Source organism: Vibrio sp. 10N.261.54.A5 (genome assembly GCF_041471145.1).
Taxonomy (GTDB): Bacteria; Pseudomonadota; Gammaproteobacteria; order Enterobacterales; family Vibrionaceae; genus Vibrio; species Vibrio crassostreae_C.
This window is the reverse complement of the sequence record NZ_JBFRNU010000013.1, coordinates 62,348-85,700: the sequence shown is the minus strand read 5'-3', so window position 1 is coordinate 85,700 and position 23,353 is coordinate 62,348. Positions and strand designations below refer to the sequence as shown.

The 23,353-nt window shown below is 45.6% G+C and carries 26 protein-coding genes; 9 read left to right on the top strand and 17 right to left on the bottom strand.

Features of this window, described 5'->3' with window-relative positions; translation table 11 throughout:
• Window positions 1–85 precede the first annotated feature (85 nt).
• From trmL to AB4329_RS03995, 4 genes are all read right to left on the bottom strand, one after another.
• Entirely contained in the window at window positions 86–565 is a 480-nt protein-coding gene (gene trmL / locus AB4329_RS04010; protein ID WP_009844716.1) for a tRNA (uridine(34)/cytosine(34)/5-carboxymethylaminomethyluridine(34)-2'-O)-methyltransferase TrmL, read from the bottom strand.
• Window positions 566–642: 77 nt separating this feature from the next.
• Window positions 643–1,260: a superoxide dismutase gene (locus tag AB4329_RS04005; protein WP_017066564.1), complete on the bottom strand. Its 618-nt coding sequence runs from the start codon at window positions 1,258–1,260 to the stop codon at window positions 643–645.
• A gap of 76 nt (window positions 1,261–1,336) precedes the next feature.
• The gene (gene cpxA / locus AB4329_RS04000) at window positions 1,337–2,716 is read right to left on the bottom strand and encodes an envelope stress sensor histidine kinase CpxA (RefSeq protein ID WP_017068848.1); all 1,380 of its coding nucleotides are present in this window, start codon (window positions 2,714–2,716) and stop codon (window positions 1,337–1,339) included.
• The gene (locus AB4329_RS03995) at window positions 2,716–3,405 is read right to left on the bottom strand and encodes a response regulator (protein WP_017066566.1); all 690 of its coding nucleotides are present in this window, start codon (window positions 3,403–3,405) and stop codon (window positions 2,716–2,718) included. The genes cpxA and AB4329_RS03995 overlap by 1 nt, the downstream gene beginning before the upstream one ends.
• Window positions 3,406–3,583: 178 nt before the next feature.
• Here AB4329_RS03995 and AB4329_RS03990 point away from each other — a divergent pair, with 178 nt between their 5' ends.
• The 3 genes from AB4329_RS03990 (at window position 3,584) to pfkA (ending at window position 6,446) form a co-directional block, all read left to right on the top strand.
• Window positions 3,584–4,093 (top strand): CpxP family protein, encoded by a 510-nt coding sequence (locus AB4329_RS03990; RefSeq protein ID WP_017063671.1) that lies wholly within the window; start codon window positions 3,584–3,586, stop codon window positions 4,091–4,093.
• Between the two features lie 164 nt (window positions 4,094–4,257).
• The gene (gene fieF, locus AB4329_RS03985) at window positions 4,258–5,166 is read left to right on the top strand and encodes a CDF family cation-efflux transporter FieF (RefSeq protein WP_017066567.1); all 909 of its coding nucleotides are present in this window, start codon (window positions 4,258–4,260) and stop codon (window positions 5,164–5,166) included.
• 317 nt (window positions 5,167–5,483) lie between these two features.
• On the top strand, window positions 5,484–6,446 hold the full coding sequence (gene pfkA, locus AB4329_RS03980) for a 6-phosphofructokinase (RefSeq protein ID WP_017061160.1): 963 nt from the start codon (window positions 5,484–5,486) through the stop codon (window positions 6,444–6,446).
• 370 nt (window positions 6,447–6,816) lie between these two features.
• Here the strand turns inward: pfkA and AB4329_RS03975 are convergent, their stop codons facing one another.
• Together AB4329_RS03975 and tpiA are read right to left on the bottom strand one after the other, a co-directional pair.
• Window positions 6,817–7,170 (bottom strand): endonuclease domain-containing protein, encoded by a 354-nt coding sequence (locus AB4329_RS03975; RefSeq protein ID WP_017061159.1) that lies wholly within the window; start codon window positions 7,168–7,170, stop codon window positions 6,817–6,819.
• Between the two features lie 142 nt (window positions 7,171–7,312).
• Window positions 7,313–8,083, bottom strand: coding sequence for a triose-phosphate isomerase (gene tpiA, locus AB4329_RS03970; protein ID WP_017061158.1), 771 nt, complete (start codon window positions 8,081–8,083; stop codon window positions 7,313–7,315).
• A 249-nt stretch (window positions 8,084–8,332) separates the two neighbouring features.
• Here tpiA and AB4329_RS03965 point away from each other — a divergent pair, with 249 nt between their 5' ends.
• Both AB4329_RS03965 and AB4329_RS03960 read left to right on the top strand, forming a co-directional pair.
• On the top strand, window positions 8,333–8,680 hold the full coding sequence (locus AB4329_RS03965; protein ID WP_017061157.1) for a 5-carboxymethyl-2-hydroxymuconate Delta-isomerase: 348 nt from the start codon (window positions 8,333–8,335) through the stop codon (window positions 8,678–8,680).
• A 45-nt stretch (window positions 8,681–8,725) separates the two neighbouring features.
• Complete coding sequence (locus tag AB4329_RS03960) at window positions 8,726–9,154, top strand: DUF805 domain-containing protein (RefSeq protein ID WP_017061156.1); 429 nt, start codon at window positions 8,726–8,728, stop codon at window positions 9,152–9,154.
• Between the two features lie 61 nt (window positions 9,155–9,215).
• Here the strand turns inward: AB4329_RS03960 and AB4329_RS03955 are convergent, their stop codons facing one another.
• From AB4329_RS03955 to glpX, 3 genes are all read right to left on the bottom strand, one after another.
• The gene (locus tag AB4329_RS03955) at window positions 9,216–9,563 is read right to left on the bottom strand and encodes a DUF3135 domain-containing protein (RefSeq protein ID WP_017061155.1); all 348 of its coding nucleotides are present in this window, start codon (window positions 9,561–9,563) and stop codon (window positions 9,216–9,218) included.
• A gap of 122 nt (window positions 9,564–9,685) precedes the next feature.
• The gene (locus AB4329_RS03950; RefSeq protein WP_017063674.1) at window positions 9,686–10,306 is read right to left on the bottom strand and encodes a metalloregulator ArsR/SmtB family transcription factor; all 621 of its coding nucleotides are present in this window, start codon (window positions 10,304–10,306) and stop codon (window positions 9,686–9,688) included.
• Between the two features lie 179 nt (window positions 10,307–10,485).
• Window positions 10,486–11,493 (bottom strand): class II fructose-bisphosphatase, encoded by a 1,008-nt coding sequence (gene glpX, locus AB4329_RS03945; RefSeq protein ID WP_017061153.1) that lies wholly within the window; start codon window positions 11,491–11,493, stop codon window positions 10,486–10,488.
• A 324-nt stretch (window positions 11,494–11,817) separates the two neighbouring features.
• Between glpX and zapB the strand changes: the two genes are divergently transcribed.
• A complete protein-coding gene (zapB, locus tag AB4329_RS03940) occupies window positions 11,818–12,060 on the top strand; it encodes a cell division protein ZapB (RefSeq protein ID WP_008219652.1) in 243 nt (80 codons plus the stop codon).
• A 97-nt stretch (window positions 12,061–12,157) separates the two neighbouring features.
• On the opposite strand, the gene rraA is transcribed toward zapB, so the two are convergent.
• The 4 genes from rraA to hslV form a co-directional block, all read right to left on the bottom strand.
• Window positions 12,158–12,676, bottom strand: a complete 519-nt coding sequence (rraA, locus tag AB4329_RS03935) for a ribonuclease E activity regulator RraA (RefSeq protein WP_017061152.1) — start codon at window positions 12,674–12,676, stop codon at window positions 12,158–12,160.
• Between the two features lie 73 nt (window positions 12,677–12,749).
• Complete coding sequence (locus tag AB4329_RS03930; protein WP_017061151.1) at window positions 12,750–13,667, bottom strand: 1,4-dihydroxy-2-naphthoate polyprenyltransferase; 918 nt, start codon at window positions 13,665–13,667, stop codon at window positions 12,750–12,752.
• 155 nt (window positions 13,668–13,822) lie between these two features.
• Complete coding sequence (gene hslU / locus AB4329_RS03925) at window positions 13,823–15,163, bottom strand: HslU--HslV peptidase ATPase subunit (protein ID WP_017061150.1); 1,341 nt, start codon at window positions 15,161–15,163, stop codon at window positions 13,823–13,825.
• A 58-nt stretch (window positions 15,164–15,221) separates the two neighbouring features.
• On the bottom strand, window positions 15,222–15,770 hold the full coding sequence (gene hslV, locus AB4329_RS03920; protein ID WP_004729692.1) for an ATP-dependent protease subunit HslV: 549 nt from the start codon (window positions 15,768–15,770) through the stop codon (window positions 15,222–15,224).
• Between the two features lie 298 nt (window positions 15,771–16,068).
• Between hslV and AB4329_RS03915 the strand changes: the two genes are divergently transcribed.
• A complete protein-coding gene (locus AB4329_RS03915) occupies window positions 16,069–16,329 on the top strand; it encodes a hypothetical protein (RefSeq protein ID WP_017061149.1) in 261 nt (86 codons plus the stop codon).
• Between the two features lie 108 nt (window positions 16,330–16,437).
• On the opposite strand, the gene AB4329_RS03910 is transcribed toward AB4329_RS03915, so the two are convergent.
• From AB4329_RS03910 to priA, 3 genes are all read right to left on the bottom strand, one after another.
• On the bottom strand, window positions 16,438–16,977 hold the full coding sequence (locus tag AB4329_RS03910; protein WP_017061148.1) for an SPOR domain-containing protein: 540 nt from the start codon (window positions 16,975–16,977) through the stop codon (window positions 16,438–16,440).
• A gap of 122 nt (window positions 16,978–17,099) precedes the next feature.
• A complete protein-coding gene (gene cytR / locus AB4329_RS03905) occupies window positions 17,100–18,104 on the bottom strand; it encodes a DNA-binding transcriptional regulator CytR (protein ID WP_017061147.1) in 1,005 nt (334 codons plus the stop codon).
• Window positions 18,105–18,344: 240 nt separating this feature from the next.
• On the bottom strand, window positions 18,345–20,546 hold the full coding sequence (gene priA, locus AB4329_RS03900; RefSeq protein ID WP_372137676.1) for a primosomal protein N': 2,202 nt from the start codon (window positions 20,544–20,546) through the stop codon (window positions 18,345–18,347).
• A 332-nt stretch (window positions 20,547–20,878) separates the two neighbouring features.
• Between priA and rpmE the strand changes: the two genes are divergently transcribed.
• Together rpmE and AB4329_RS03890 are read left to right on the top strand one after the other, a co-directional pair.
• Complete coding sequence (gene rpmE / locus AB4329_RS03895) at window positions 20,879–21,097, top strand: 50S ribosomal protein L31 (protein WP_004737142.1); 219 nt, start codon at window positions 20,879–20,881, stop codon at window positions 21,095–21,097.
• A gap of 335 nt (window positions 21,098–21,432) precedes the next feature.
• Window positions 21,433–22,722 (top strand): malic enzyme-like NAD(P)-binding protein, encoded by a 1,290-nt coding sequence (locus AB4329_RS03890; RefSeq protein WP_017061144.1) that lies wholly within the window; start codon window positions 21,433–21,435, stop codon window positions 22,720–22,722.
• Window positions 22,723–22,888: 166 nt separating this feature from the next.
• On the opposite strand, the gene metJ is transcribed toward AB4329_RS03890, so the two are convergent.
• Window positions 22,889–23,209, bottom strand: a complete 321-nt coding sequence (gene metJ, locus AB4329_RS03885; protein ID WP_004415993.1) for a met regulon transcriptional regulator MetJ — start codon at window positions 23,207–23,209, stop codon at window positions 22,889–22,891.
• Window positions 23,210–23,353 lie beyond the last annotated feature (144 nt).

The following is a 23,353-nucleotide window of genomic DNA, read 5'->3' as shown; positions in this document are numbered from 1 at the left end:
CGATGAACCTTTTTTATTGTCTGTCGCTAGCTGTTACTTACTGTTTACTATCGATAACAGATAACAGATAAGCTTGAGTGTTCGGTTATACCGCGCCTTCAAAACCCATTTGTCGCCATGCTTCAAAAGCAATGATTGCCACTGCGTTAGACAGGTTCAGGCTGCGCGCGTCTGGCATCATTGGAATACGAATGCGTTGTTCCATTGGCATACTTTCGATGAATTCAGCAGGCAGCCCGCGAGTCTCTGGGCCAAACATCAACACATCACCTTGTTGGAATTTTGCATCAACGTGGTGACCTGTCGTTTTAGTGGTGCAGGCAAAGATGCGGAAGTCACCCTCGCGTTCATTCTCAAGATACTCAAGGAAAGCTTCTAGGTTCTTGTGACGCTTAACTCGCGCAAGGTCGTGGTAATCCAAGCCAGCACGACGAACCTTCTTCTCTTCAAAATCAAAGCCAAGCGGTTCAATCAGGTGCAGGTTTGCGCCGCAGTTAGCACATAGGCGGATGATGTTACCCGTATTGGGTGCAATTTCTGGTTCGTATAGAGCGATATCAAACATGTTGGTTCACAAGAGTAATCAAAGATAGCCCGAGTATACGGTGGCAAGCTGAGTGAGTACAGTTCACCACCATTCGCTTACGCTTTATTCGCGAGTGCTTGTGCGTAGTTTTCAGCAACCGCCTTCCAATTCACCACATTCCACCATGCGTTGATGTAATCAGGACGACGGTTTTGGTAGCTGATGTAGTAGGCGTGTTCCCAAACATCGAGCGCAAGAATCGGTTCGCCATCACTGACAACGGTATCCATCCACGGATTATCTTGGTTCGAGGTTGAGATGATCTTCAGTTGCCCTTGCTCTACCACTAGCCAAGCAAAGCCGGAGCCAAAGGTATTGATCGCCGCTTGGGCGAACTGATCTTGGAATGTCTCGAAATCACCGAAGGTACTCTTGATAGCCTCACCAAGCTCGCCCGTAGGTTCACCACCGCCGTCTCGCGACATGCAGTTCCAGTACAAGATGTGATTGTAGTAGCCACCGCCATTGTTACGAACAGCCGGGCTGTGCTGAGAGATGTTGGCGAAGATCTCGGTCAGAGATTGCTGTTCTAGCTCGCTGCCAGACACCGCCGCAACAAACTTATCGTAGTAGGTTCTATGGTGCTTGCTGTAATGCACTTCCATTGTCTTAGCGTCAATGTAAGGCTCTAGGGCATCGTAAGCGTAGGGTAAAGCAGGGAAAGTGTGCGACATGGTAAATCCTCCTTAATTAGAGGATTTACCATAATGGTAATGACAATCATTATCAACTGAGATCTTTGTGGGGGTATTACACCGGTAAGATAGGCAGGGTGATTTCGAGTTGTAATCCACCGAGCTGGCTGCGGGTTGCGGTGATGGTTCCGCTGTGTTGGCGAATCGCACTTTCAGTAATGGTTAATCCAAGCCCTGTGCCGCCAGAGTTTCTGTCACGCGCTGTTGAGACACGGTAAAAAGGTCTGAAGATAGAATCGAGTTCATCCTCTGGAACACCATCACCATTATCATTGACGCAAATTGTTAGCTGATCTTGAACCACATGGAACTGTACATCCACTTGGTCTTTACCGTAGTAGATGGCATTGCGTGTAATGTTGTCTAGCGCACTCATCAGCAGTTTAGGGTTCCCCGAAATAGAGCGTTCTGGGATCTCCGAGAACGTCAGTTGTTTGCCCATCTGTTCGGCTTCAAACTCTGCGTCTTTTAAGATCTCTTCCCATAGGCTCGAGATAGGCTGAACCTCACGAGTAATATGGCTGTCGACCTGCATACGAGATAGCGTCAGCAGCTCACTGATCATCTGTTCCAAACGCTGTGCTTCGGTATCAATGCGTTCTAACTCTTGGCTCTCGCCTTGTTTACGAATCGCCAGTGCATTGGCCATGCGAAGACGTGTCAGTGGCGAGCGGAGCTCGTGTGAGATATCAGAGAGCAGGCGTTGTTGCCCGGAGATCATCTGGTTTACCGCTTCTACCATCTGGTTAAAGCTTTCACCAGCTTGTCTGAACTCTGAAGTACCTTTTTCGAGTGTTGGATCGACCTCGAATTGACCTTTCGCCACGCGTTGTGCCGCGCGTTCTAGCCTGCGAGCGGGTTGACTCAGTGCCCAAGCTAACCAAAGTAATAGCGGGGTACTCGCCAACATCACGGCAAGCAATAGCTGCAGAGGTCTATCAAACAGGCGCAGTAAGAATGGCGGTGGTTGGTTCCACTTCACTCCGGCATACATCAGCAACTCTTCACCAGCGAGAGTAATTGGCACTGGCCCTGCGACCATGTAGTGTCCGTAGAGTTTTTGCTTCGGTATCTCAGGGTTATCAATCGAGGTAACAAAGTTACGAATCGCCTTTAGCTTATAGTCTGAATGCCTTTTCGAGGTAAGGACTGCGCCCTCAAGATCGGTCAGGTAGATGCGAGCTCTAGAATCCTTGCGGCTGCGTGGCGCCTCCAGTTGGAAGACAATCTTGCCCAGATTAGGTTCTTTGGCGTAGCGTTTCTCTGTGATTTTAGCGATACGCTCGAGTTTATCGAGGTGATCTGCGGGCACATCTCGCGCGACTCGAGGGTCTAAATGGGGAAGTGACAGCACCGACAAAAGCACCAGTAACATGGTGAACCAAAAGATAGCAAAGATACGTCCATATAAGCTGGTGATTTTAGGTATACGCATTAATCTTCCTCTACCAATAAGTAGCCACGGCCTCGTAAGGTTTTGATACGTGATTTGCCGTCAGTGCGCTCAGGAATCTTCTTACGTAGATTAGAGATGTGCATGTCTATCGCGCGGTCAAACGCTGCGAGCCTTTTACCCAGCACATCCAAACTCAATGCTTCTTTGGTGATCACTTGCCCTGGGTTTTGGATAAGGTGACTCAGTAGGGCGAACTCGGTTGTGGTGAGGTCGATGAGCTCCCCATTGCAGTAGGCTTCTTGTTTGCCCGGGAAGACTTCGATGTCTTGATATTGAACTCTATCACTGGCCGCCTTAGGTGCGGTGTTGGTTTGAGTACGACGCAAGATAGCTCGAATACGAGCTAACAACTCTCGGTCACTGAAAGGTTTAGGCAGGTAATCATCCGCGCCAAGTTCAAGACCAATCACACGGTCGATCTCTTCGCCTTTTGCGGTCAGCATTAGTACCGGCGTTTCCCAATTTTCCCTCAGCTTTTTTAGCGTTTCCATGCCATTAAGGCGCGGCATCATCACATCCAAAAGGACCAGATCAATCTCATCATTGATCGCTTCAAGCCCGGCATAGCCATCATTGGCTTCGGAGACAGTGAAGCCCTCAAAGCTCAAAATGTCTTTAAGTAAGCTGGTTAACTCTGTGTCGTCATCAATAAGAAGAATGTTCGCCATTGGGAAGCCTTAATCATTTAGTTAGGTTAATAATACTGCTAATTATTCGTCAACTTTCACTCTTTACGATTCTTTACGCTTTCTAAACGTCACTTTACGAGGGAAAGACTAATCTATATTCAAGCGCTGAGAAACAGACGCAACACATGACTTATTATACCGAATTGAGGCAACAATTATGAAAATGACTAAGAAACTTGTACTAGCAGCTGCGGCACTTCCACTTATTTTTGGTACAGCAAGCGCGTATGCTTACGGTGGTGGTGATAAAGGTGACCACAAAGGTATGCACGACAAGTGTGGCGGTTTCGATAAAAAAGTAATGCGCCAACTAGACCTAACCGACGCTCAAAAAGAACAGTTAAAAGAGATGCGTGAAGCAGACCGTGCTGAGATGAAAGCAAAGCGCGGTGCAAACAAAACGGCAAAAATGGCGCAAATGAAAGCGCATCACGAAAAGGTTCAAGCATTGGTACTTGCTGACAACTTTGACGAAGCAGCAGCAAACGACCTAGCAAGCCAAATGGTTGAGAAGCAAACTGAGCGTCGCGTAGCAATGCTTAAGAAGCAACACCAAATGATGAGCGTACTAACGGCTGAGCAAAAGACTCAACTGAAAGAAATCCAACAAGAGCGCATGACTAAGTGTGCTGACAAAATGGGAAAACGCATGAACAAAGACAAGTAATTCATTGCTTGAAAAATCAGCGTTGAATGAAAGTGTTTAGAAAGAAGCGGCCGAGTGTCGCTTTTTTTGATCCTTAAAAATGAATGTTTTACATCATGGCTGTCATATTCAATTGGTGGTTTGCAGGTTATACTTTGTGCTATCAGTCACTTTATAGCCAAGTTATGAAACAAGAATACGCACGTTTAGTTACGCTCGCCGCTTGGGCAGCCACCACCATCGCCACTATTTTATTGATAGTGAAAGTCGCAGCTTGGTGGGTGACAGGTTCCGTGAGTCTGTTGGCTTCCGTCGTGGATTCAATGCTGGATATCGCGGCCTCTGTCGTTAACCTTATCGTGGTTCGTTACTCTCTGCAGCCTGCCGACAAAGAGCACACCTTTGGTCATGGTAAGGCTGAATCTCTCGCTGCATTAGCGCAGGCAATGTTTATTTCAGGCTCTGCATGTTTCCTTATTCTCAATGGTATTGAGCGCTTCTTCCGACCTCATGAACTGAACTCTCCAGAAATTGGTATCTACGTCAGCCTGTTCGCGATAGTGATGACCTTTGGTCTGGTTCGCTTCCAAAAACATGTGGTCAACAAAACGGGTAGCCAAGCTATTGCAGCCGATTCATTGCACTATCAATCAGACCTTTATATGAACGCCGCGATTATGCTGGCACTGGCATTGAGTTGGTTTGGGCTTGGCCAAGCGGACTCTGTATTTGCGGTGGGTATAGGTATCTACATTCTGTACAGCGCTTATCAAATGGCGATGGAAGCGGTTCAGTCTCTGCTTGATCATAAGCTGCCAGATGATGAGCTGAAACAGATTAAAGAGACATCATTGAGCGTGGAAGGCGTGTTGGGTGTGCATCAATTACGAACGCGTCGCTCGGGGCCAATACGCTTCATCCAACTGCATCTAGAATTGGAAGATAATATCCCACTTATTGAAGCGCATCGCATTTCTGACGAAGTAGAGGCTAAGCTTATCTCCGTGTTCCCTGATGCTGATGTATTAATTCACCAAGACCCGTATTCGGTCGTATTTGGACCAGAGAAGCAGCAGAAATTCCACTCGTGGTAATGCGTGCTAAAAATCAGCGGGCAAATGGTAAGTGAGTGGCTTTTGAACTAAAGTGAGTAAAAATTATTAACTGTTAGGTGATTCAAAAACCACCTTAGTAACAATTAATGTTGATTCTGATGTGAATCAACAAAGTTATTGAGTAAAACTGTAATACTCTTACAGAAGTAGAAATGTTACATAATTTTACGCGATTTGAGTGCTATTCCTGTTGAGGAAATGTAACATAACGCACAAATATAGATTTAAAATCTTGTTGATATACAATCAGCAAGAACAAGAATTGAATAATAGATTCCCAAAAATCGAGGGTGAGCATGATTAAGAAGATCGGTGTTTTGACCAGTGGTGGTGACGCTCCAGGTATGAACGCAGCAGTTCGCGGCGTTGTTCGTACTGCGTTATCAGTTGGCATTGAAGTTTACGGTATTTACGATGGCTACCAAGGCCTTGTTGAAGACCGTATCGAAAAGCTTGACCGTTCAAGCGTATCTGACGTGATCAACCGTGGTGGTACTTTCTTAGGTTCTGCACGTTTCCCTGAATTTAAAGACGTTGCTGTTCGTGAGAAAGGCATTGAGAACCTTAAGAAGCACGGTATCGAAGCACTTGTTGTTATCGGTGGTGACGGTTCTTACATGGGTGCTAAGAAGCTGACTGAAATGGGTTACCCATGTATCGGTCTTCCAGGCACAATCGATAACGATATCGCGGGTACTGACTACACAATCGGTTACCTAACAGCGCTTAACACTGTTATTGATTCAATTGACCGTCTACGTGACACGTCTTCTTCTCACCAACGTATTTCTATTGTTGAAATCATGGGCCGTCACTGTGGTGATCTTACGCTTATGTCAGCAATCGCGGGTGGTTGTGAGTACATCATTACTCCAGAGACTGGCCTAGATAAAGAACAGCTTATCAGCAACATCCAAGATGGCATTGCGAAAGGTAAGAAGCACGCAATCATCGCTCTAACTGAGCTAATGATGGATGCTAACGAACTGGCTAAAGAGATTGAATCTTCAACAGGTCGTGAAACTCGTGCAACGGTTCTTGGTCACATCCAACGTGGTGGTCGTCCTACTGCATTTGACCGTGTATTGGCTTCTCGCATGGGTAACTACGCTGTTCACCTTCTTCAAGAAGGTCACGGTGGTCGTTGTGTGGGTATCGAGAAAGAAGAACTTGTTCACCACGACATCATCGATTGTATCGAGAACATGCAGAACCCAGACCGTTCTGAGCTGTTCCGCGTTGCAGAAGAGTTGTTCTAAGCCACGCTTAGCGTTCGCTTAAAGAATTTAAAAACCGCTGATTATTCAGCGGTTTTTTTGTGCCTGCCGTTCTTTAGATTCATTGTAAAATCCCCTCCTAGCCTCCCCTTATGTCAGGTTTCTAGATCCCTTTAGCTTTCATTGGAAAGGGGAGGAACCGTTCCGTAGTTGTTGGAGCATATACCGACTACAACAAATTTTAGCGATTAACGTAAGCTTTCCTATTAGCGATTTATTGAACATTTTATGGTTTCAGTAAGCCTAGGAACCTAAGTGAACAAAGAAAGTTCTCCCCCTTTACCTTAGATCGGCAGGGTAATCGAAAATGTTGAAATAAGGGGGAGTTAGAGGGGGATGCGTACACAGAAGTTTATTTGGGGATTGAATTCATGATTTTCACCAAAACTTCTTCAAGATTCTGATTAACTTCATTATTGGTAAAGCGAAGCACCTTGATTCCAATCTTGTTTAAGTCTCGTGTACGCTGATGATCGTAAGCCTGTGCTTGTTCTGAAAAGTGGCTATTACCATCTATCTCAATGGCCAGTTTTAGTTCACAGCTGAAGAAATCCACGACGTACTTTCCGATGCTATGTTGTCTGCGAAACTTAATACCAAGCTGCTTGTTCCGTATATAAAACCATAGCTTGCGTTCTGGTTGAGGCATGTTGTTTCGGAGCTGTTTTCGAAATGTGTTTAGATGAGCTTGTGTATAAATCTTCATAACGCAGTCTAATAAACCGGAATGTTATTAAGTTACAAAGAGCTCAGTGCAAAAAAGAGGTTGGGAGTGGCGGTTTTCGAGCGAGATCAAAAAAGGCCAACCTAAGTTGACCTTTCATCTAATCTAAACGGTGAGGTTTAAATTAAGCTTTTGCTTCAGCTGCTGCTTTAGCGATAGCTGCGAAGCTTTTCGCGTCTAGAGCTGCGCCGCCAACTAGAGCACCGTCGATGTCTGGTTGTGCGAAGTAAGCTGCTGCGTTTTCTGGCTTAACAGAACCGCCGTATTGGATAACAACTTTCTTAGCAACTTCTTCAGATTTCTCTGCGATGTGTGCACGGATTTGAGCGTGGATGCGCTGTGCATCTTCAGCTGTAGCTGCTTTACCAGTACCGATAGCCCAGATTGGTTCGTAAGCGATGATAGCGCCTTCAAGAGCTTCAACACCTTGAGTGTTGATAACAGCGTCAAGTTGACGAGCACATACTGCAACAGTTTCGCCTGCTTCGTTTTGTGCTTCAGATTCACCGATACAAAGAACTGGAGTTAGGCCGTTCTCTTTTAGGAATGCGAATTTCTTAGCTACGAACTCATCTGATTCGTTGTGGTATTCACGACGCTCAGAGTGACCGATGATGATGTGAGATGCGCCGAACTCTTTAAGCATTGCTGGAGACATGTCGCCAGTGAATGCACCGCTGTTGTTTAGGTCAGAGTTTTGAGCACCTAGGATGATCGCGCTGCCCGCTTCAGTAAGCGTACGCTCTGCTAGATCAACGAAAAGTGCTGGTGGAGCAACTGCTACGTCTACGCCTGTTACGCCTTCAAGTTCAGCGTTAAGACCGTTTAGTAGATCAACAACCATTTCTTTGCTGCCGTTTAGTTTCCAGTTACCCATAACTACAGGATGACGCATAGGAATATCTCCAAAGTATTTAAATAAATCGAATGTAAAAAAGTAAACTTTATTACGAAATAATATAACAGATTAATATCAACAGATCATGACTGTGGTCATGACTTTCTTGGATCTTACTCAATGGTCAGAGTAGATTTTGAGCATATATCAGTGATCCGGCAGACAGAATAATAGCTAACTTCTCGGATTTTTCATCGTTAGTTGTTATTAAGGGACAAACGATTGCGTTAACAACAGGAAGTAACAATGCCGAATCTAGTTCTAGAGTACTCCAATTCAGTGGATGAGCGAGTAAATATCCAAGGCTTACTGGAAGATCTCCACCAAGTCGCTCTCACATGTGGCTTGTTTGATGTGCCATCAGTGAAATCTCGTTCACTGCGTTGCCATAATTGGTTGGTCGGTGATGAGGAAGATAGTGTAGACTTTATTCATATCAGCTTTGAGTTACTTTCGGGACGAACGGAAGAGCAAAAGCGAGAATTGTCACGATCGTTAATGCAGATCCTGCAAGAACAAGCAAGTCATGTAAGAAGCTTAACGGTGAATATTCGTGATATGGATAAAAGTTGCTTTCAAAAAGTAATAAACTAACCATTGCTGCTGACTTTTAGCGGCGTATAAATTTGAGTATTTAAGATGTCGATGAAAGAATTACTGCTCTCTTTCAAGGGGAGAATTGGTCGTAAGACTTACTGGATTTGGAATGTTTTCTACTACATAGCGATTACCGGTTTTGCTTCAGGTATCTCTGTGTTGTTCCCTGCTTACTCTTATATCCTGCTACCAATCATCCTATTGATGCTTGTGATCCCAGACCTTGCGGTAACCGCTAAGCGCTGGCACGACCGCAATAAGTCTAATTACTGGCTACTATTGAATGTGCCATTAGTATTGGGTCGTTTAGCTTCGCCAATGGTTGCAACGACGACAGAGCCGGTATCGCCAATTCATATGGCGGCAACCGTCGCGGCATTAGTGTGTGGTTTCTGGATTCTGATTGAGTGTGGTTTGTTGAAAGGTACAGAAGGCCGTAATGACTACGGCGAAGACCCATGTGAATATTGAACAGCGAACCAATAAGAAGGGGGCATTACGCTCCCTTTTTCTTTTTAGTGCTTTGCTAATTTCAGTACATTTTAGGTTCGGTATTCGGCTTAAAAGGCACGACATTTTCAGGCAGAGATTCTTCAAAGCCGCAGCGCCCTTCGAGTGCATCTTGGAACTTACAGACCTGACAGCGCAGCTCTTGCATGAGTACGACATTGGCGTGGTGTGGGTTTTTACAACGGCTAACCACTAAGTCGATGTGACTTTGCTGCGCACGAAGTCGGTCTTGCATCACGTCTGAAGCCGAACAAATCATCTGTTCGCACATCTCGTGTTTGAATTGATTGAATGCTTTCGGGTCGCTTTTCGCGAGTTGGACAAGTTCATCAAAGGGTGGCAGTTTTTGAGCGGGTTGTGGATGCGCCATCATTCCTTCCTTAGCATTAAGCGTGTTTCATATGCTCTAAGCTTAAGAAAGAAATCTGTACAAATTTTAATCTATTTGTATTTTCTCAATATTGAGACGGTATTAGCCGATTACCTTTGCAATCAAAGGGCGGGTGTTAAGGTGTAAGTGCAGCGTCGTTCGCCAGCAATGATGTGCTCTGTACGGCTCACGTGACACTCATCTTTTAGTAACTCAGTAAACACGTTGAGCTCAGATTGGCACAGGCTAGGGCAGCGAGTTGCAGCCTTACAGATAGGGCAGTGGTTCTCAATCAAGATGTAGTGATCATCATGTTCTTGAAGCTCAGCCATGTAGCCTTCGTCTTCACGAAGCTGGGTGAGTTTTTTAAGCTTGCTGATGAGTGAATCACAGCCAGACAGCGCAGTTTGATACTGCTTAAGAGTGTGTTGTTCACGCTCGGCAGCAACCTTAGCCAGCCCTTCTTTACCAAATAGATTCTCGACAGCATCAATCACTTGAATGGTGAGTTCACCATGTCGGTCTGAAAATTGGTTATGACCTTGTTGAGTCAGGGACCAGTGGCGAGTCGGGCGACCCACTTTCACTTTCACATCATGAAACGCAAGAATACCGTCATCTTCCAGGCTTTGCAGATGTTGCCTTGCCCCCATTGTCGTCATGCCAAATTCTTCTGACAGTTGTTTCGCGGTTACCGCGCCTTGACGCTTAATGGTCTGTAAGATTCTGTCGCTTGTTTTCATACTATCCCTACCTAATGAACCTTACTATTATGAGGCAAGGTGTTTATAAAGCAAACCATTTACTATATTGATGATAATTTACTCTATTGGCTGCCATGGTCAGATTCTGGTGCGCTAATAAAACAAAAGGCTGATACTAGGTATCAGCCTTGGAATATTCTGTTTCACCGAATTTAGGCTTACAGGATATGACCTACTACTTCTGGATCTTTACGCTCTAGGTAGTGGATAGATTTGATGCGGCGAATTGTACGGCAGCGGCCACGGATAAGCAGGGTTTCTGTGGTTGCGATATTACCTTGACGAGAAATACCTTCTAGCAAGTCACCCTTAGTGATGCCTGTTGCTGAGAATACAACGTTGTCGCTGCGTGCCATGTCTTCCATCTTCAATACGATACCCGCCGTTACGCCCATTTCTGCGCAGCGCTCAAGTTCAAGTTCACCGTGCTTGCGGTTCTCTTCTGTGTCGCCTTTCACTTCGTGGCGAGGTAGAAGACGACCGTGCATGTCGCCGTCGAGTGCGCGAATTACCGCCGCCGAGACCACACCTTCAGGTGCGCCGCCGATGCAGTACATGACGTCTACTTCACTGTCTGGCATACAGGTTAAGATAGAAGCCGCAACATCACCGTCTGGCACAGCAAATACACGAACGCCCATTGCTTGCATGTCGGCGATGACTTGATCATGACGAGGCTTAGCAAGCGTGGTTACGACTAGGGTATCAAGTGTTTTACCTAGTGCTTTAGCGATGTTTTCTAGGTTTTCTGTTAGTGGCAGTTCTAGGTCAATCACGCCTTTAGCGCCAGGGCCAACAACCAACTTTTCCATGTACATATCAGGCGCTTTAAGGAAGCTGCCTTTTTCGCCCGCAGCCAATACAGCCAATGCATTTGATTGGCCCATTGCTGTCATGCGTGTCCCTTCAATTGGGTCAACTGCGATGTCGACAGCGTCGCCGCCCACACCTACGTTTTCGCCGATGTATAGCATAGGTGCATCATCGATTTCACCTTCGCCGATAACAATCTCACCGCTAATTTCGGTTTTGTTTAATAGGCTACGCATTACTTCTACAGCAGCGCCATCTGCAGCGTTTTTATCGCCACGGCCAAGCCACTTGTAACCAGCTAGTGCTGCACCTTCTGTGACACGAGAGAATGACATTGCTAAATCGCGTTTCATGCGGACTCCAAAATTTTCAAAGGGGGAATAGAAATTTCGCGGCGAATTTTACCATATCCAAAAGGAAACGTTTGCCTTTTTGTTTTTTGGAGATTGCTCTCGATCAATTCGCAGTGGAAAACAGTTATTATTCATCAAAATAATCGGTTTGCCGTTGTGGCGGTAATCGTTCACGTTAATATTCGGTAAAAAGTGCTGTTTTTTTCATCGAATGGCGCAAAATATCGAATATATTGAGTGTTTATCCTTGCTCTGCTGAGTAGAATGGGGAAATAAGTGGAGTGAACCTTCACCATCAAACGGATAACTTAAAGGTAGGCCAGAATGTCTTTTGAAGTACTAGAGCAGCTAGAAGCAAAAATTCAAACAGCAGTAGATACAATTGCACTTCTTCAAATGGAAGTGGAAGAGCTTAAAGAAGAGAAACAAGCACTAGCAACAGAAGCTGGTGAGCTTAAAGCAAGCCGTCACGAGCTAGAGCAAAAAACTCAGCAAATGCAGGAAGAGCATTCAGCATGGCAAGATCGCATCCGTAACCTTCTTGGTAAAATGGATGAAGTAGAGTAATCGACTCTTCAGATTTAAAAAAACGCCCGCTACTCAGTAGCGGGCGTTTTTGTTTGTGTTCTTATGATTTGTTTTATTATTTGAAGCTGAGTGAGAGTTACTCGACGTCTTCTTCCTCGACATCCAAATCGAGTTCTACATCTAGAGGTTCGGCAGAAAGAATGATGCCAGTGTTGTCTGCGTAGAGGTAATCTTCAGGTAAGAAGGTCACGCTGCCAAAGTTCACTGGAACGTCTAATTCACCGACACCTTCTTGGCTCGCACCAACAGGGATAGAAGCCAAGGCTTGGATACCTAGGTTCATGTCTTCAAGCTCATCGACTTCACGAACGCACCCGTAAACCACAATCCCTTCCCACTCATTGTCTTCGGCAAGTAGGGCTATCTCAGCATCGATCAGCGCTTTACGTAGTGAGCCGCCCCCATCGATTAACAACACACGCCCCAGACCGTCTTGCTCTAGTACAGAGCGAATCAAAGCGTTGTCTTCAAAACACTTTAATGTCGTGATCTGTCCTGCGAAGGATGCACGTCCACCGAAGTTGCTGAACATTGGCTCCACGACATCAACTTGATCCAAATATATGTCGCACAGTGCTGAAGTGTTGTATTCCATTAGTATACCTTTTGAACAATGAGCTTACTTTGAGTATATCGGCGCTTGATCCCTTTGCAATGATTAGTCTCATTTAACTCAATAGAGTTTGAGCTACGACAACCCCTGCAAACAATAGGTTAGTGACCAGTGAGCATTTCACAATCACGGGCATCATTGGTGCAATTTGCGCTGGCTTTTCGGTTTCCCAAACGGCTTTGCCATGCTTGTAAACAATAATAATGCTCAGCAAAAACGGCAGGCTGATCCAGACCGGTTTTTCTTGAATAAGCAGGTAGATAGCGAAAGACGCAAGGGCGAGGCCAAGCAGAGCAAAATGATAGTGTTTGGCTTTGCGTTGTCCTAGGCGAACCGCCATGGTGCGCTTACCACATTCGCTGTCGTTTTCGATATCACGCATGTTGTTGATATTGAGTACCGCAACCGCCATCAAGCCACAGCCCAATGCCGGAAGGAATAGGCTTGGTTCAACATGGCCAGTGTGCAAGAAGTAAGTCCCTGAAACACCTAATAAACCGAAGAAGATAAATACCGATAAGTCGCCAAGGCCAATATAGCCATAAGGCTTATTACCGACGGTATAAGCGATGGCAGCAACAATGGCTAATATGCCTAACGCAATGAAAGATAAGATACTTTCAATCGAGGTTAAGGCATGAAAAATAAGAATCAGCCCAGCGACCATAGTAAACACGATGTTGAGGATGATCGCTTGCTTCATGGTTTTCGCTGTTACCGCGCCAGATTGCATGGCACGTGTTGGCCCCAGACGATTTTCGTTGTCTGTGCCTTTTACGGCGTCGCCATAGTCATTGGCTAGGTTCGATAAAATCTGTAATAGGGTGGCGGTTAAAAATGCCAGTAGGGCTATCGATAAAGAAAACTGACCACCGGCGAACGCTAAACTACTTCCTGTAAGAATAGAGACAAGTGCGAGAGGCAGAGTTTTTGGTCGTGCGGCATCAAGCCAGATCAGTAGAGATTGTTTCATCGTAGGTCTAATTCTTTGTAAGTCTTCGTTTCATACTGTGATTTGAGTATACGCCCATTTTTCGGGTAATAAAAAGCCCACTCGAAAGTGGGCCTTGAATTCGCTTATTAGCTGCTATTTCTTTGAGATAGAGCAATAAGTTAGAGTTTGGTGTGCTACAGGATGAAGCGGCTTAGGTCTTCGTCTTCAACGAATTCGCCAAGTTTCGATGTTACGTAAGCTTCATCAATCACTAGCTTGCTGCCAGCTTTGTCTGTTGCTTCGAATGAAATCTCATCCATTAGACGCTCCATCACTGTGTGTAGACGACGCGCACCGATGTTCTCAGTGGTTTCGTTTACGCGCCATGCTGCGTCCGCAATCTGGTTGATGCCATCTTCAGTGAACTCAATGTTGACATCTTCTGTTTTCATTAGGGCAATGTATTGCTCTGTTAGAGATGCTTTTGGCTCAGTTAGGATGCGTTTGAAGTCATGTGCTGATAGTGCTTCAAGTTCTACGCGGATTGGTAGACGACCTTGTAGCTCAGGGATCAGGTCAGATGGCTTAGCCACTTGGAATGCGCCTGATGTGATAAACAAGATGTGGTCAGTTTTAACCATACCGTGCTTGGTTGATACTGTACTGCCTTCGATAAGAGGCAGTAGGTCACGCTGAACACCTTCGCGAGATACATCTGGGCCTGAACTGTCGCCACGCTTACAGATTTTGTCGATCTCATCGATGAATACGATGCCGTTGTTTTCAGCGTTGAAGATCGCGTTCTCTTTCAGCTCTTCTTGGTTCACAAGCTTCGCAGCTTCTTCTTCCGTCAGTGCTTTGAATGCGTCTTTGATTTTCATCTTACGCTTTTTCTTGGTGTCGCCCGCTAGGTTTTGGAACATGCCTTGCAGCTGGTTTGTCATCTCTTCCATGCCTGGAGGTGACATGATTTCAACGCCCATTTGCGGTGCGGCTACATCAACTTCAATCTCTTTGTCATCTAGCTTACCTTCACGCAGTTTCTTGCGGAAAATCTGACGAGTGTTTGAAGAGGTTGTGTCTTCAGTTGATTGCTCGTTCTGACCCCAAGCATCACGCGCTGGTGGTAGAAGGGCATCAAGAATGCGTTCTTCAGCTTGTTCTTCAGCGCGGTATTGTACTTTTTCCATCGCTTGTTGGTGCGTCATCTTGATCGCAACGTCCGTTAGATCACGGATGATGGTTTCAACTTCTTTACCAACGTAACCCACTTCGGTGAACTTAGTCGCTTCTACCTTGATGAAAGGCGCGTTTGCTAATTTCGCTAGGCGGCGAGCGATTTCAGTTTTACCTACACCCGTTGGGCCAATCATCAGGATGTTTTTTGGTGATACTTCAACACGTAGGCTTTCTTCAAGCTGCATACGGCGCCAGCGGTTACGAAGAGCGATAGCCACTGAGCGCTTAGCGTTGTCTTGGCCGATAATGTGGCGATTGAGTTCGTGAACAATTTCGCGAGGAGTCATCTCAGACATGGTTTTTCCTTAATTCTTTAATCACTGTTGAATACAACGTTATTGATGGAAGCGGTCGTTACTCTGGCTTTGGCAGCTCAACGGTGCTTTCTAGTTCTTCAATAGTGTGGTGATGGTTGGTGAAGACACAGATGTCGCCTGCAATGTTCAGCGACTTCTCTGCGATTTCACGCGCATCTAAATCAGTATTTTCTAATAGTGCAGTAGCGGCTGCTTGAGCGAAGTTTCCGCCCGAACCGATCGCAATCAGGTCGTTCTCAGGTTGAACTACGTCACCGTTACCTGTGATGATCAGTGAAGCGGTCTCATCCGCTACTGCTAACAGTGCTTCTAACTTACGTAGAGCACGGTCGCTTCGCCAATCCTTCGCTAGCTCAACTGCCGCTTTGGTGAGATGGCCTTGGTGCATTTGCAGCTTGCTTTCAAATTTTTCGAATAGCGTGAAAGCATCAGCCGTACCGCCAGCAAAACCGGCCAGTACTTTGTTGTTGTATAGGCGACGTACTTTACGGGCGTTGCCCTTCATTACTGTATTGCCCAGAGATACTTGTCCATCACCCGCGATGACGACTTTATTATTACGACGTACAGATACAATGGTAGTCACGAGTCGACCTCTTTTGATTATTATTTATGGTTACTACTTATATGTGGCTCCACTATCATGAATTCAAGTGCCACTTTTAATGGTATGTCATATCAAAAAAACTAAATGTTACCAGTTATTTCAAATATCCATTACCTGTTGAGCCTATGTGTGGCAAGGGTTGGTGGGTTAATAGTTTGTGATAAATATAAAAAAAGATAAAACAAATTTCTAACGTGAAATGGTTAACACTTTTTGTTTGATTTATAAGGAATGATGTTCACTAATCAGTGGTATTCACTGCATAAGGAGTAGTGTGATGAATAGTGACAATATCAGTTTTTTTAATAGAGATATGGATCTGGATGAGCTGTCTATACTGCATCATCTGATGTATCAGGAGGCGGGCGAGTGTTCAACAGAACATCTAAAAAACTCGGTTAACGTTTTTCTTAAACGTCCATTTCCTAACGTTTTAGCGCACTTGGATTTTTTTGGTTACATTGAGATAAATAAGGAGCAGGTCTACCTGACTGACTTTGGGCTTGAGTACTACGAACAAGTACCTCAGTTTCGTTAAAACGCACTCTTTTGATTAACATACTGGTATTGCTTGTGCGATGAACTATTGAACGCTTTCAAACAGCAATAGGGGGAATCCTCTTCCCCCTATTATATATTGAGTTGATTAAGACCCGTCTTTCCAAATAGCGCAAGGTTCAATTTTCGCTCGTTGCAGCTTATGGCGATCGCGTTCTGCGTCACGCTTCAACTTGTATGGCCCTAAAACCACACGGTACCAGCTACTGCCATCTTTCTTGCGGATCTCACTTGAGATACCTTGGAAGGCAATATCCAACTTACGTGCTTCTGCCTGCGACGAGGTTTTGTAAGCGCCACACTGCATGATGTAAGGGATCTTAGAGATCTGTTGCTCTTTGGCTTTTACTTCAATCTCGCGGCTTGGCAGCGTTTCAACGTAGTCCCACTTCTCTTCAGGAGGCGGCGGAATCACTTTCGCTGGTTTTGGCTTAGGTTTTGGTTTGGTTGCCACAGGCGTTGGTGCAGGCGGCTCAGGATCATTACTCAATAGGTAAAGTCCGTAACCAAAACCACCGGCAAGGAGGATCGCCAAAAGACCACTGCGCCAAGGTTTACGGCGAGGGGCTTGTTTTTTGGTCGGTTTTTTCGTGCCACGACCGCGCTTTACATAATCTCTATTAGCCACAAGACAATTCAATAGTTGCTGATTCTGCCCTCATGGTAATCCAGATTGCGCGAGGATAATAGTGCAGAAATGGAAGCGGCACATCAAAATGTGCCGCAGATTTATAAGGGTATTTCTAAGGGTTATATTCGAGGTGGCGCTGTACTGCCTCGAACCACTAATTTAGCTTCAAGCAGACGCGAACCTGCTTGCACATCGTTGCCTTTTAATAGATCAAGCATCATCAACATCGCTTGGCGTCCAATCTCATAACGAGGCTGAGAAATGGTGGTTAGCGGTGGATCGCAGTATTGAGCGAATTGGATGTCATCGAAGCCGACAATCGATAGGTCTTGAGGAACGCGCAAGCCCAGCTTCTTCGTTTCTTGAATCGCACCAATCGCCATCGCATCGTTGTGACAGAAGATAGCTGTAGGTTGTTCAGGAAGTGCCAGTAATTGACGAACCGCTTGAGCGCCCGCTTCAAAGGTGAAGTCACCGACCGTGCTATAGGCTGGATTCATTGAGACTCCGGCGCGACGCAGCGCTTGCTGGTAGCCTTGTTGGCGGAACTTACACAGTGTTGCCGATACTGGTCCTGAAATTTGAGCAATACGCTTATGACCTAACTGAGCTAGGTAGTTCACCGCTTCAAAGGCAGAGGTCAGGTTATCGATGTGTACCGTAGGCAGTTCAAGCTCAGGGGCAAACTCACACGCCATTACCATCGGCGGTAAATTCTTTTGTTCAGGTTTGCTGACATCAAACGGATGGTCAGTACCCAGCAGCAACATGCCGTCGGCTTGTTTGGTGAAAACTAAGTTAACAAACGAAGACTCGCGCTTCTTTTGCTGGCCGCTATCACCCAGTAGAACAAGGTAATCATTTTCTACTGCGGCATCTTCGATACCACGAATGATCTCGGCGAAATAAGGGTCACAGATATCAGGAACAATAGTGATGATGGTTTTTGATTCGTTGCGACGTAAGTTTCTAGCTAATGTATTGGGTGAGTATCCAGCTTCAAGTACTGCTGTTTCCACTCGTTTGCGAGTCGAAACTGAGACTTTCTCAGGGTTCATCAATGCACGTGATACCGTGGCTGTTGAGACGCCTGCTAGCTGGGCAACATCCTTCATTGTCGCCATAAATTAAACCCTCTTTTAAGTTCCTTTGCCGCCTAAGCATCTAAGGCGTGAATAATAAATGTAATCGAATAGATATTATGAAAGTGTTGCTAACACTTTTTTTATTGCAATATTTTATTCGTTTAATCCGTGTAAAGTTACGGCTAGATTAACAAAAATCACATGACTAGTGTGAAGTTGCTCACGAGAAATATGAAATATTTGTGAACAAACTTATCATTAGTTTTAACCCAAGTGGGTTTAACTCAAATCTTGCGGCTCAATATCGAGTGACCAGCGAACTTTTTTCGCAGCGGGTAACATATTGATGGCCGGCTTGGCACTCATTAATAGCTTCTGCATTAACGAGCGGGTCTGAGTTTGTAAGATTAACTGCCAGCGCGATTTGCCCGCTCGCTTAGCCAGCGGAGCCGGAGTTGGTCCTAACACCATGCAATATTGATCAAACAACGGGTGCGATTCCAATGTGTGACGAACCTGACGCAAGAACTCTTCCACCAAGCGAGTGTCATTGGCTTCTGCTCTAAACAGAGTCATAAAGGTATAAGGCGGTAACATTGCCTGCTTACGTTCTGCCAGCGCCGTCTGAGCAAAGTGGTTGTAGTCTTTATGCAGCAAAGCTTGCAGCAACCCATGTTCTGGGTGGTGAGTCTGTAAGATCACCTCACCGGGTTTGCTTGCTCGTCCTGCGCGTCCCGCTACTTGGATGAATAGCTGGGCAAGACGTTCAGACGCTCGGAAGTCACTGCTATATAAAGAGCCATCGACATCCAATAACGCCACAAGTGTCACATCAGGGAAATGATGACCCTTAGCAAGCATCTGCGTGCCGATAAGAATTTGGAATTCACCCTTACGAATCGACTCGAGTGCGCTTTCTAAGCTGCCTTTACGGCGGGTGCTGTCGCGGTCAATACGAATGGTTTTGTATTCAGGGAATAGTTGGCCAAGCTGAGCCTCTAACTGCTCGGTACCGACACCCACTGTCACTAAGTTCGCAGACCCACAACCTTGGCAATTGTGCACGATATGCTGCTGAGAACCACAGTGGTGGCAGCGCATCTCATTACTGTATTGGTGATAGGTATAGTAAGCATCACAACGTTTACACTCGGCCGTCCAACCACAATCGTGACACATTAATGCCGGAGAAAACCCTCGACGATTGAGGAACAGCATCACTTGGTTGCCAGCTTTGAGGTGTCTTTGCATCTCTGCAATTAACGACGCAGACAAACCACTTTCTAGATATTCACCTTTAACATCCAACACCTTATTGGTGGTCGGCAGTGCGACACCCGCACGTGAAGTCAGGGTGAGATAACTGTATTTGCCGATCTGAGCGTTGTGCAGCGTCTCAAAGGCTGGAGTCGCCGAGCCTAACACAACCGGGATCTGCGCTTTATGAGCACGCATGATCGCCACATCTCGAGCGTGGTAGCGCAGGCTATCTTGCTGTTTATAAGACGCGTCGTGTTCTTCATCGACAATGATAATACCTAGGTCAGCAAATGGCGTGAACAGAGCTGAACGGGTACCAATCACGATGCCTGCTATTTTATCGCGCGCCGATAACCACGCATTCAGGCGTTCTGAATCGTTTAAACCTGAGTGGATAACCTCAACAGGCACATTAAAGCGTCGCTTAAAGCGGTTAATCGTTTGAGGAGTGAGACCAATCTCGGGCACGAGCACTAACGCTTGTTTACCTTGATCGAGAATCGGCTTAATCATATTCAGGTAAACCTCGGTCTTACCTGAGCCAGTAACGCCCTCTAACAGGAAACAACCAAAGTCGGTTTGGCTATTTACGGTCGCAATCGCGATGGCTTGTTCGGCATTGAGCTTAGGTTTGTCTTGGTCATTCTCAAGTTCAACTGGCCATGGCTGACGTTTTGGCTTTTTCTCTACTGATTCAATCCAGCCTTTCTCTTCTAGTGTCTTGAGTACGGCGCTGCCAACTTCTTCATCAATGAACTCTTGATGGGGAACGGGGCCTTGCTCAAGCATGTGCATCACTTTGGCTTGTTTGACTGCGCGACCAAAACCTTGCATCAGTTGGTCTTTGCCTGATGGCGTTAACTGCCATTCAACCAAAGTTGCGAAGTCTGCAGCTTTGCCTTTGCGTAAAGCGCTGGGTAGGGCATTGGCAAAGGTTTCGCCAAGTGGGTACTGGTAGAACTGACTGCACCAAGTTAACAGTGAATAGACAGATTCCGGCCAAACAGGCTGATTATCTAACAAGGCTTTAATCGGTTTGAGCTTGTCTAGCTCGAATTCAGATTCGTTAACCAGAGCCGTGACAATGCCGGTTAAGGTTTGTCGTCCAAAAGGCACAGAGACTCGTCCACCAATAATCGGAAATAGGTGGTTTGGAATCTTGTAATCGAACTGCTTGTCGAGTGGAACAGGCAGTGCCACGCGGGCAATCATTGGACGCATAAAGGGACGGCTTTATCTGAGTTGACGAGAGCGAACAGTCTAAAGGATAAGGCGGTTAAATTCGAGAAGCAGTTTGGATGAAGGTGGCGAGTTAGCGTATACCGACAACGACAGCCCGAAATCTCAGGCCGATAAAGGAAATAAAGAGAGAATTGGTGAAAAATGTATCAAATCGGTTGATCCTGCTTTATAGATTCATTACTATACTGCGCCTTAAAGGTATGGCTTCATCACTCTTTTGTGTCGATGCGGTGTCTTTATTTCTTTTTTTAAACTACGTGTGGTGTGCGGCTTAGAATCGTATAGCGACACGGCCTACTTGAGGTTATCCCATGAAAGCTGGAATCCACCCAGAATACAAAGCAGTTACTGCAACTTGTTCTTGCGGCAACACATTTGAGTTCAACTCAACGCTAGCAAAAGAATCAATCCACCTAGACGTATGTGACAAATGTCACCCGTTCTACACTGGTAAGCAACGTATCGTAGATACTGGCGGCCGTGTTGATCGCTTCAACAAGCGTTTCGGTGCTCTTTCTAGCAAGAAGTAATTCTCGCTATTTAGACATGAAAAAGGACACTTCGGTGTCCTTTTTTGTTGCCTGTAATTTGAGAAAGCACTGACTTCTATTCAAGCATCACTCTCACCCAACGATAAGTTGCCTCTCTATTCTATTTCAGGGCAATTCCTTGCGTATCTCTCTTCACCAAAATTCAGCACGAAACTTCAACAAGCGATAGTAATTTCAACTGCTCACTGGTCTTATTAGTAGTGAAATCTCGTTTTTTAATGAGACAGAGGCTTCAACCACCTAGGAACTTTGAAGTACATCCATTAACATGAACAAGATCCCCCCAAATAATAATATCCTAGGAACCTACACCTATGTCTGAAGACAGCAGCCAAGCTCAATCCTCTCAAGAATTATCACCTCAAGAACAATTCCGTCAGCAAGCTCTTGATTACCATGAGTTCCCAATTCCAGGCAAAATTGCCGTAGAACTGACGAAGCCTGCAAACTCTGCAGAAGACCTAGCACTTGCATACAGCCCAGGCGTGGCTGAGCCTGTTCGCGAGATCGCACAGAACGTTGATAACGTTTATAAGTACACAGGTAAAGGCAACATGGTTGCAGTTATCTCTAACGGTACAGCGATTCTTGGCCTAGGTAACCTTGGCCCTATTGCTTCTAAACCTGTTATGGAAGGCAAAGCGCTCCTGTTTAAGCGTTTTGCTGGTTTAGATTCTATCGATATTGAAGTAAAACACCGCACAATCGATGAGTTCGTTGATACAGTTGCGAATATCGCAGATACATTCGGCGGTATTAACCTGGAAGACATCAAAGCACCAGACTGTTTTGAGATTGAACGTCGCCTGATTGAACGTTGTGATGTTCCGGTATTCCACGATGACCAACACGGTACTGCGATTGTAACGGCAGCGGGTATGCTGAATGCGATCGAGCTTCAAGGTAAGAAACTTGAAGAGTGTAAGATCGTTTGTTTAGGTGCTGGCGCAGCGGCGGTTGCTTGTATGGAACTACTGATTAAGTGTGGCGCTCAGCGTGAAAAAATCTACATGCTTGACCGTAAAGGTGTGATCCATACTCGTCGTGATGACCTAAACGAATACAAAGAGCTGTTCGCAAATAACACTGATAAGCGTACGCTTGAAGATGTTATCGAAGGCGCTGACCTGTTCTTGGGTGTATCGGGGCCGAATCTACTGCCTGCTGAAGCACTAACGCTGATGGCTGATAAGCCTGTTGTGTTTGCATGTTCAAACCCAGATCCAGAGATCAAGCCTGAGCTTGCACACGAAGTTCGTTCTGACCTAATCATGGGTACAGGCCGCAGTGATTACCCTAACCAAGTAAACAACGTACTTTGTTTCCCATTCATTTTCCGTGGTGCACTAGACGTGCGTGCGAGCGAAATTAATGACGAAATGAAGCTAGCGGCGGTTAAAGCGATTCGTGAACTGGCGAAAGAAGAAGTTCCAGCTGAAGTACTAGCAGCTGCGGGCGAGACTGCACTGGAGTTCGGTAAGGGTTACATCATTCCTAAGCCAATGGACCCACGTCTACTTCCTCGCGTAGCACGAGCAGTTGCGGAAGCGGCTGTTGAATCTGGCGTAGCTCGTATCGAGATGCCTGCTAACTATATGGCTTAATAGCTGTTGCTCTATTGAGCCAAAAAGAATAATAAAAAACCGACTCATCTGGAGTCGGTTTTTTTATGTCTATCATTCACAGCGCAATCATAAAAAGCTATGCGCGATGTGATAAATAAGGTTCAGCTAGAGCGAATCAATAATGAAGGCAGTGACTGAGTTGTTTTTATTCTTCGTCAAACGCTTCGAACTCGATACCCATCTCTGTCATCAGCTTTTTCACTTCAGCAGGAATATCGTCTGGGCGGTCTTTACGAAGGTCTTCATCCGTTGGTAGTGGTTGGCCTGTGTACGCATGTAGAAAGGCTTCGCACAGTAGCTCACTGTTTGTTGCATGGCGTAGGTTATTAATCTGGCGGCGAGTACGCTCGTCAGTAAGAACCTTTAACACTTTTAGAGGGATAGAAACTGTAATTTTCTTTACTTGTTCGCTTTTCTTTCCATGCTCAGCATATGGGCTTATGTATTCACCATTCCAGTCGGCCATTGCGTACCTTCATCACTTTAGTTGTTAGAATAAATTAATAGTGGTGATTTTAGCGGGATTTACTGCCATAAGCAAAGACATATAGACGTCTAGAAGTGTTGACGTCTCACGTTTATGAAAGTAAAGTGAATAACATATATCTAA

What these genes read in the sequence shown, in the direction of transcription:
- AB4329_RS04005 (WP_017066564.1), bottom strand. Translation starts at nt 1,260, where the DNA reads ATGTCGCACACTTTCCCTGCTTTACCCTACGCTTACGATGCCCTAGAG.
- glpX (WP_017061153.1), bottom strand. Translation starts at nt 11,493, where the DNA reads ATGAAACGCGATTTAGCAATGTCATTCTCTCGTGTCACAGAAGGTGCA.
- AB4329_RS03960 (WP_017061156.1), top strand. Translation starts at nt 8,726, where the DNA reads ATGTCGATGAAAGAATTACTGCTCTCTTTCAAGGGGAGAATTGGTCGT.
- AB4329_RS03975 (WP_017061159.1), bottom strand. Translation starts at nt 7,170, where the DNA reads ATGAAGATTTATACACAAGCTCATCTAAACACATTTCGAAAACAGCTC.
- pfkA (WP_017061160.1), top strand. Translation starts at nt 5,484, where the DNA reads ATGATTAAGAAGATCGGTGTTTTGACCAGTGGTGGTGACGCTCCAGGT.
- fieF (WP_017066567.1), top strand. Translation starts at nt 4,258, where the DNA reads ATGAAACAAGAATACGCACGTTTAGTTACGCTCGCCGCTTGGGCAGCC.
- AB4329_RS03995 (WP_017066566.1), bottom strand. Translation starts at nt 3,405, where the DNA reads ATGGCGAACATTCTTCTTATTGATGACGACACAGAGTTAACCAGCTTA.
- priA (WP_372137676.1), bottom strand. Translation starts at nt 20,546, where the DNA reads ATGCGTCCAATGATTGCCCGCGTGGCACTGCCTGTTCCACTCGACAAG.
- tpiA (WP_017061158.1), bottom strand. Translation starts at nt 8,083, where the DNA reads ATGCGTCATCCTGTAGTTATGGGTAACTGGAAACTAAACGGCAGCAAA.
- AB4329_RS03965 (WP_017061157.1), top strand. Translation starts at nt 8,333, where the DNA reads ATGCCGAATCTAGTTCTAGAGTACTCCAATTCAGTGGATGAGCGAGTA.
- zapB (WP_008219652.1), top strand. Translation starts at nt 11,818, where the DNA reads ATGTCTTTTGAAGTACTAGAGCAGCTAGAAGCAAAAATTCAAACAGCA.
- rraA (WP_017061152.1), bottom strand. Translation starts at nt 12,676, where the DNA reads ATGGAATACAACACTTCAGCACTGTGCGACATATATTTGGATCAAGTT.
- cytR (WP_017061147.1), bottom strand. Translation starts at nt 18,104, where the DNA reads ATGGCGACAATGAAGGATGTTGCCCAGCTAGCAGGCGTCTCAACAGCC.
- AB4329_RS03890 (WP_017061144.1), top strand. Translation starts at nt 21,433, where the DNA reads ATGTCTGAAGACAGCAGCCAAGCTCAATCCTCTCAAGAATTATCACCT.
- AB4329_RS03950 (WP_017063674.1), bottom strand. Translation starts at nt 10,306, where the DNA reads ATGAAAACAAGCGACAGAATCTTACAGACCATTAAGCGTCAAGGCGCG.
- AB4329_RS03930 (WP_017061151.1), bottom strand. Translation starts at nt 13,667, where the DNA reads ATGAAACAATCTCTACTGATCTGGCTTGATGCCGCACGACCAAAAACT.
- trmL (WP_009844716.1), bottom strand. Translation starts at nt 565, where the DNA reads ATGTTTGATATCGCTCTATACGAACCAGAAATTGCACCCAATACGGGT.
- metJ (WP_004415993.1), bottom strand. Translation starts at nt 23,209, where the DNA reads ATGGCCGACTGGAATGGTGAATACATAAGCCCATATGCTGAGCATGGA.
- cpxA (WP_017068848.1), bottom strand. Translation starts at nt 2,716, where the DNA reads ATGCGTATACCTAAAATCACCAGCTTATATGGACGTATCTTTGCTATC.
- rpmE (WP_004737142.1), top strand. Translation starts at nt 20,879, where the DNA reads ATGAAAGCTGGAATCCACCCAGAATACAAAGCAGTTACTGCAACTTGT.
- hslU (WP_017061150.1), bottom strand. Translation starts at nt 15,163, where the DNA reads ATGTCTGAGATGACTCCTCGCGAAATTGTTCACGAACTCAATCGCCAC.
- AB4329_RS03915 (WP_017061149.1), top strand. Translation starts at nt 16,069, where the DNA reads ATGAATAGTGACAATATCAGTTTTTTTAATAGAGATATGGATCTGGAT.
- AB4329_RS03955 (WP_017061155.1), bottom strand. Translation starts at nt 9,563, where the DNA reads ATGGCGCATCCACAACCCGCTCAAAAACTGCCACCCTTTGATGAACTT.
- AB4329_RS03990 (WP_017063671.1), top strand. Translation starts at nt 3,584, where the DNA reads ATGAAAATGACTAAGAAACTTGTACTAGCAGCTGCGGCACTTCCACTT.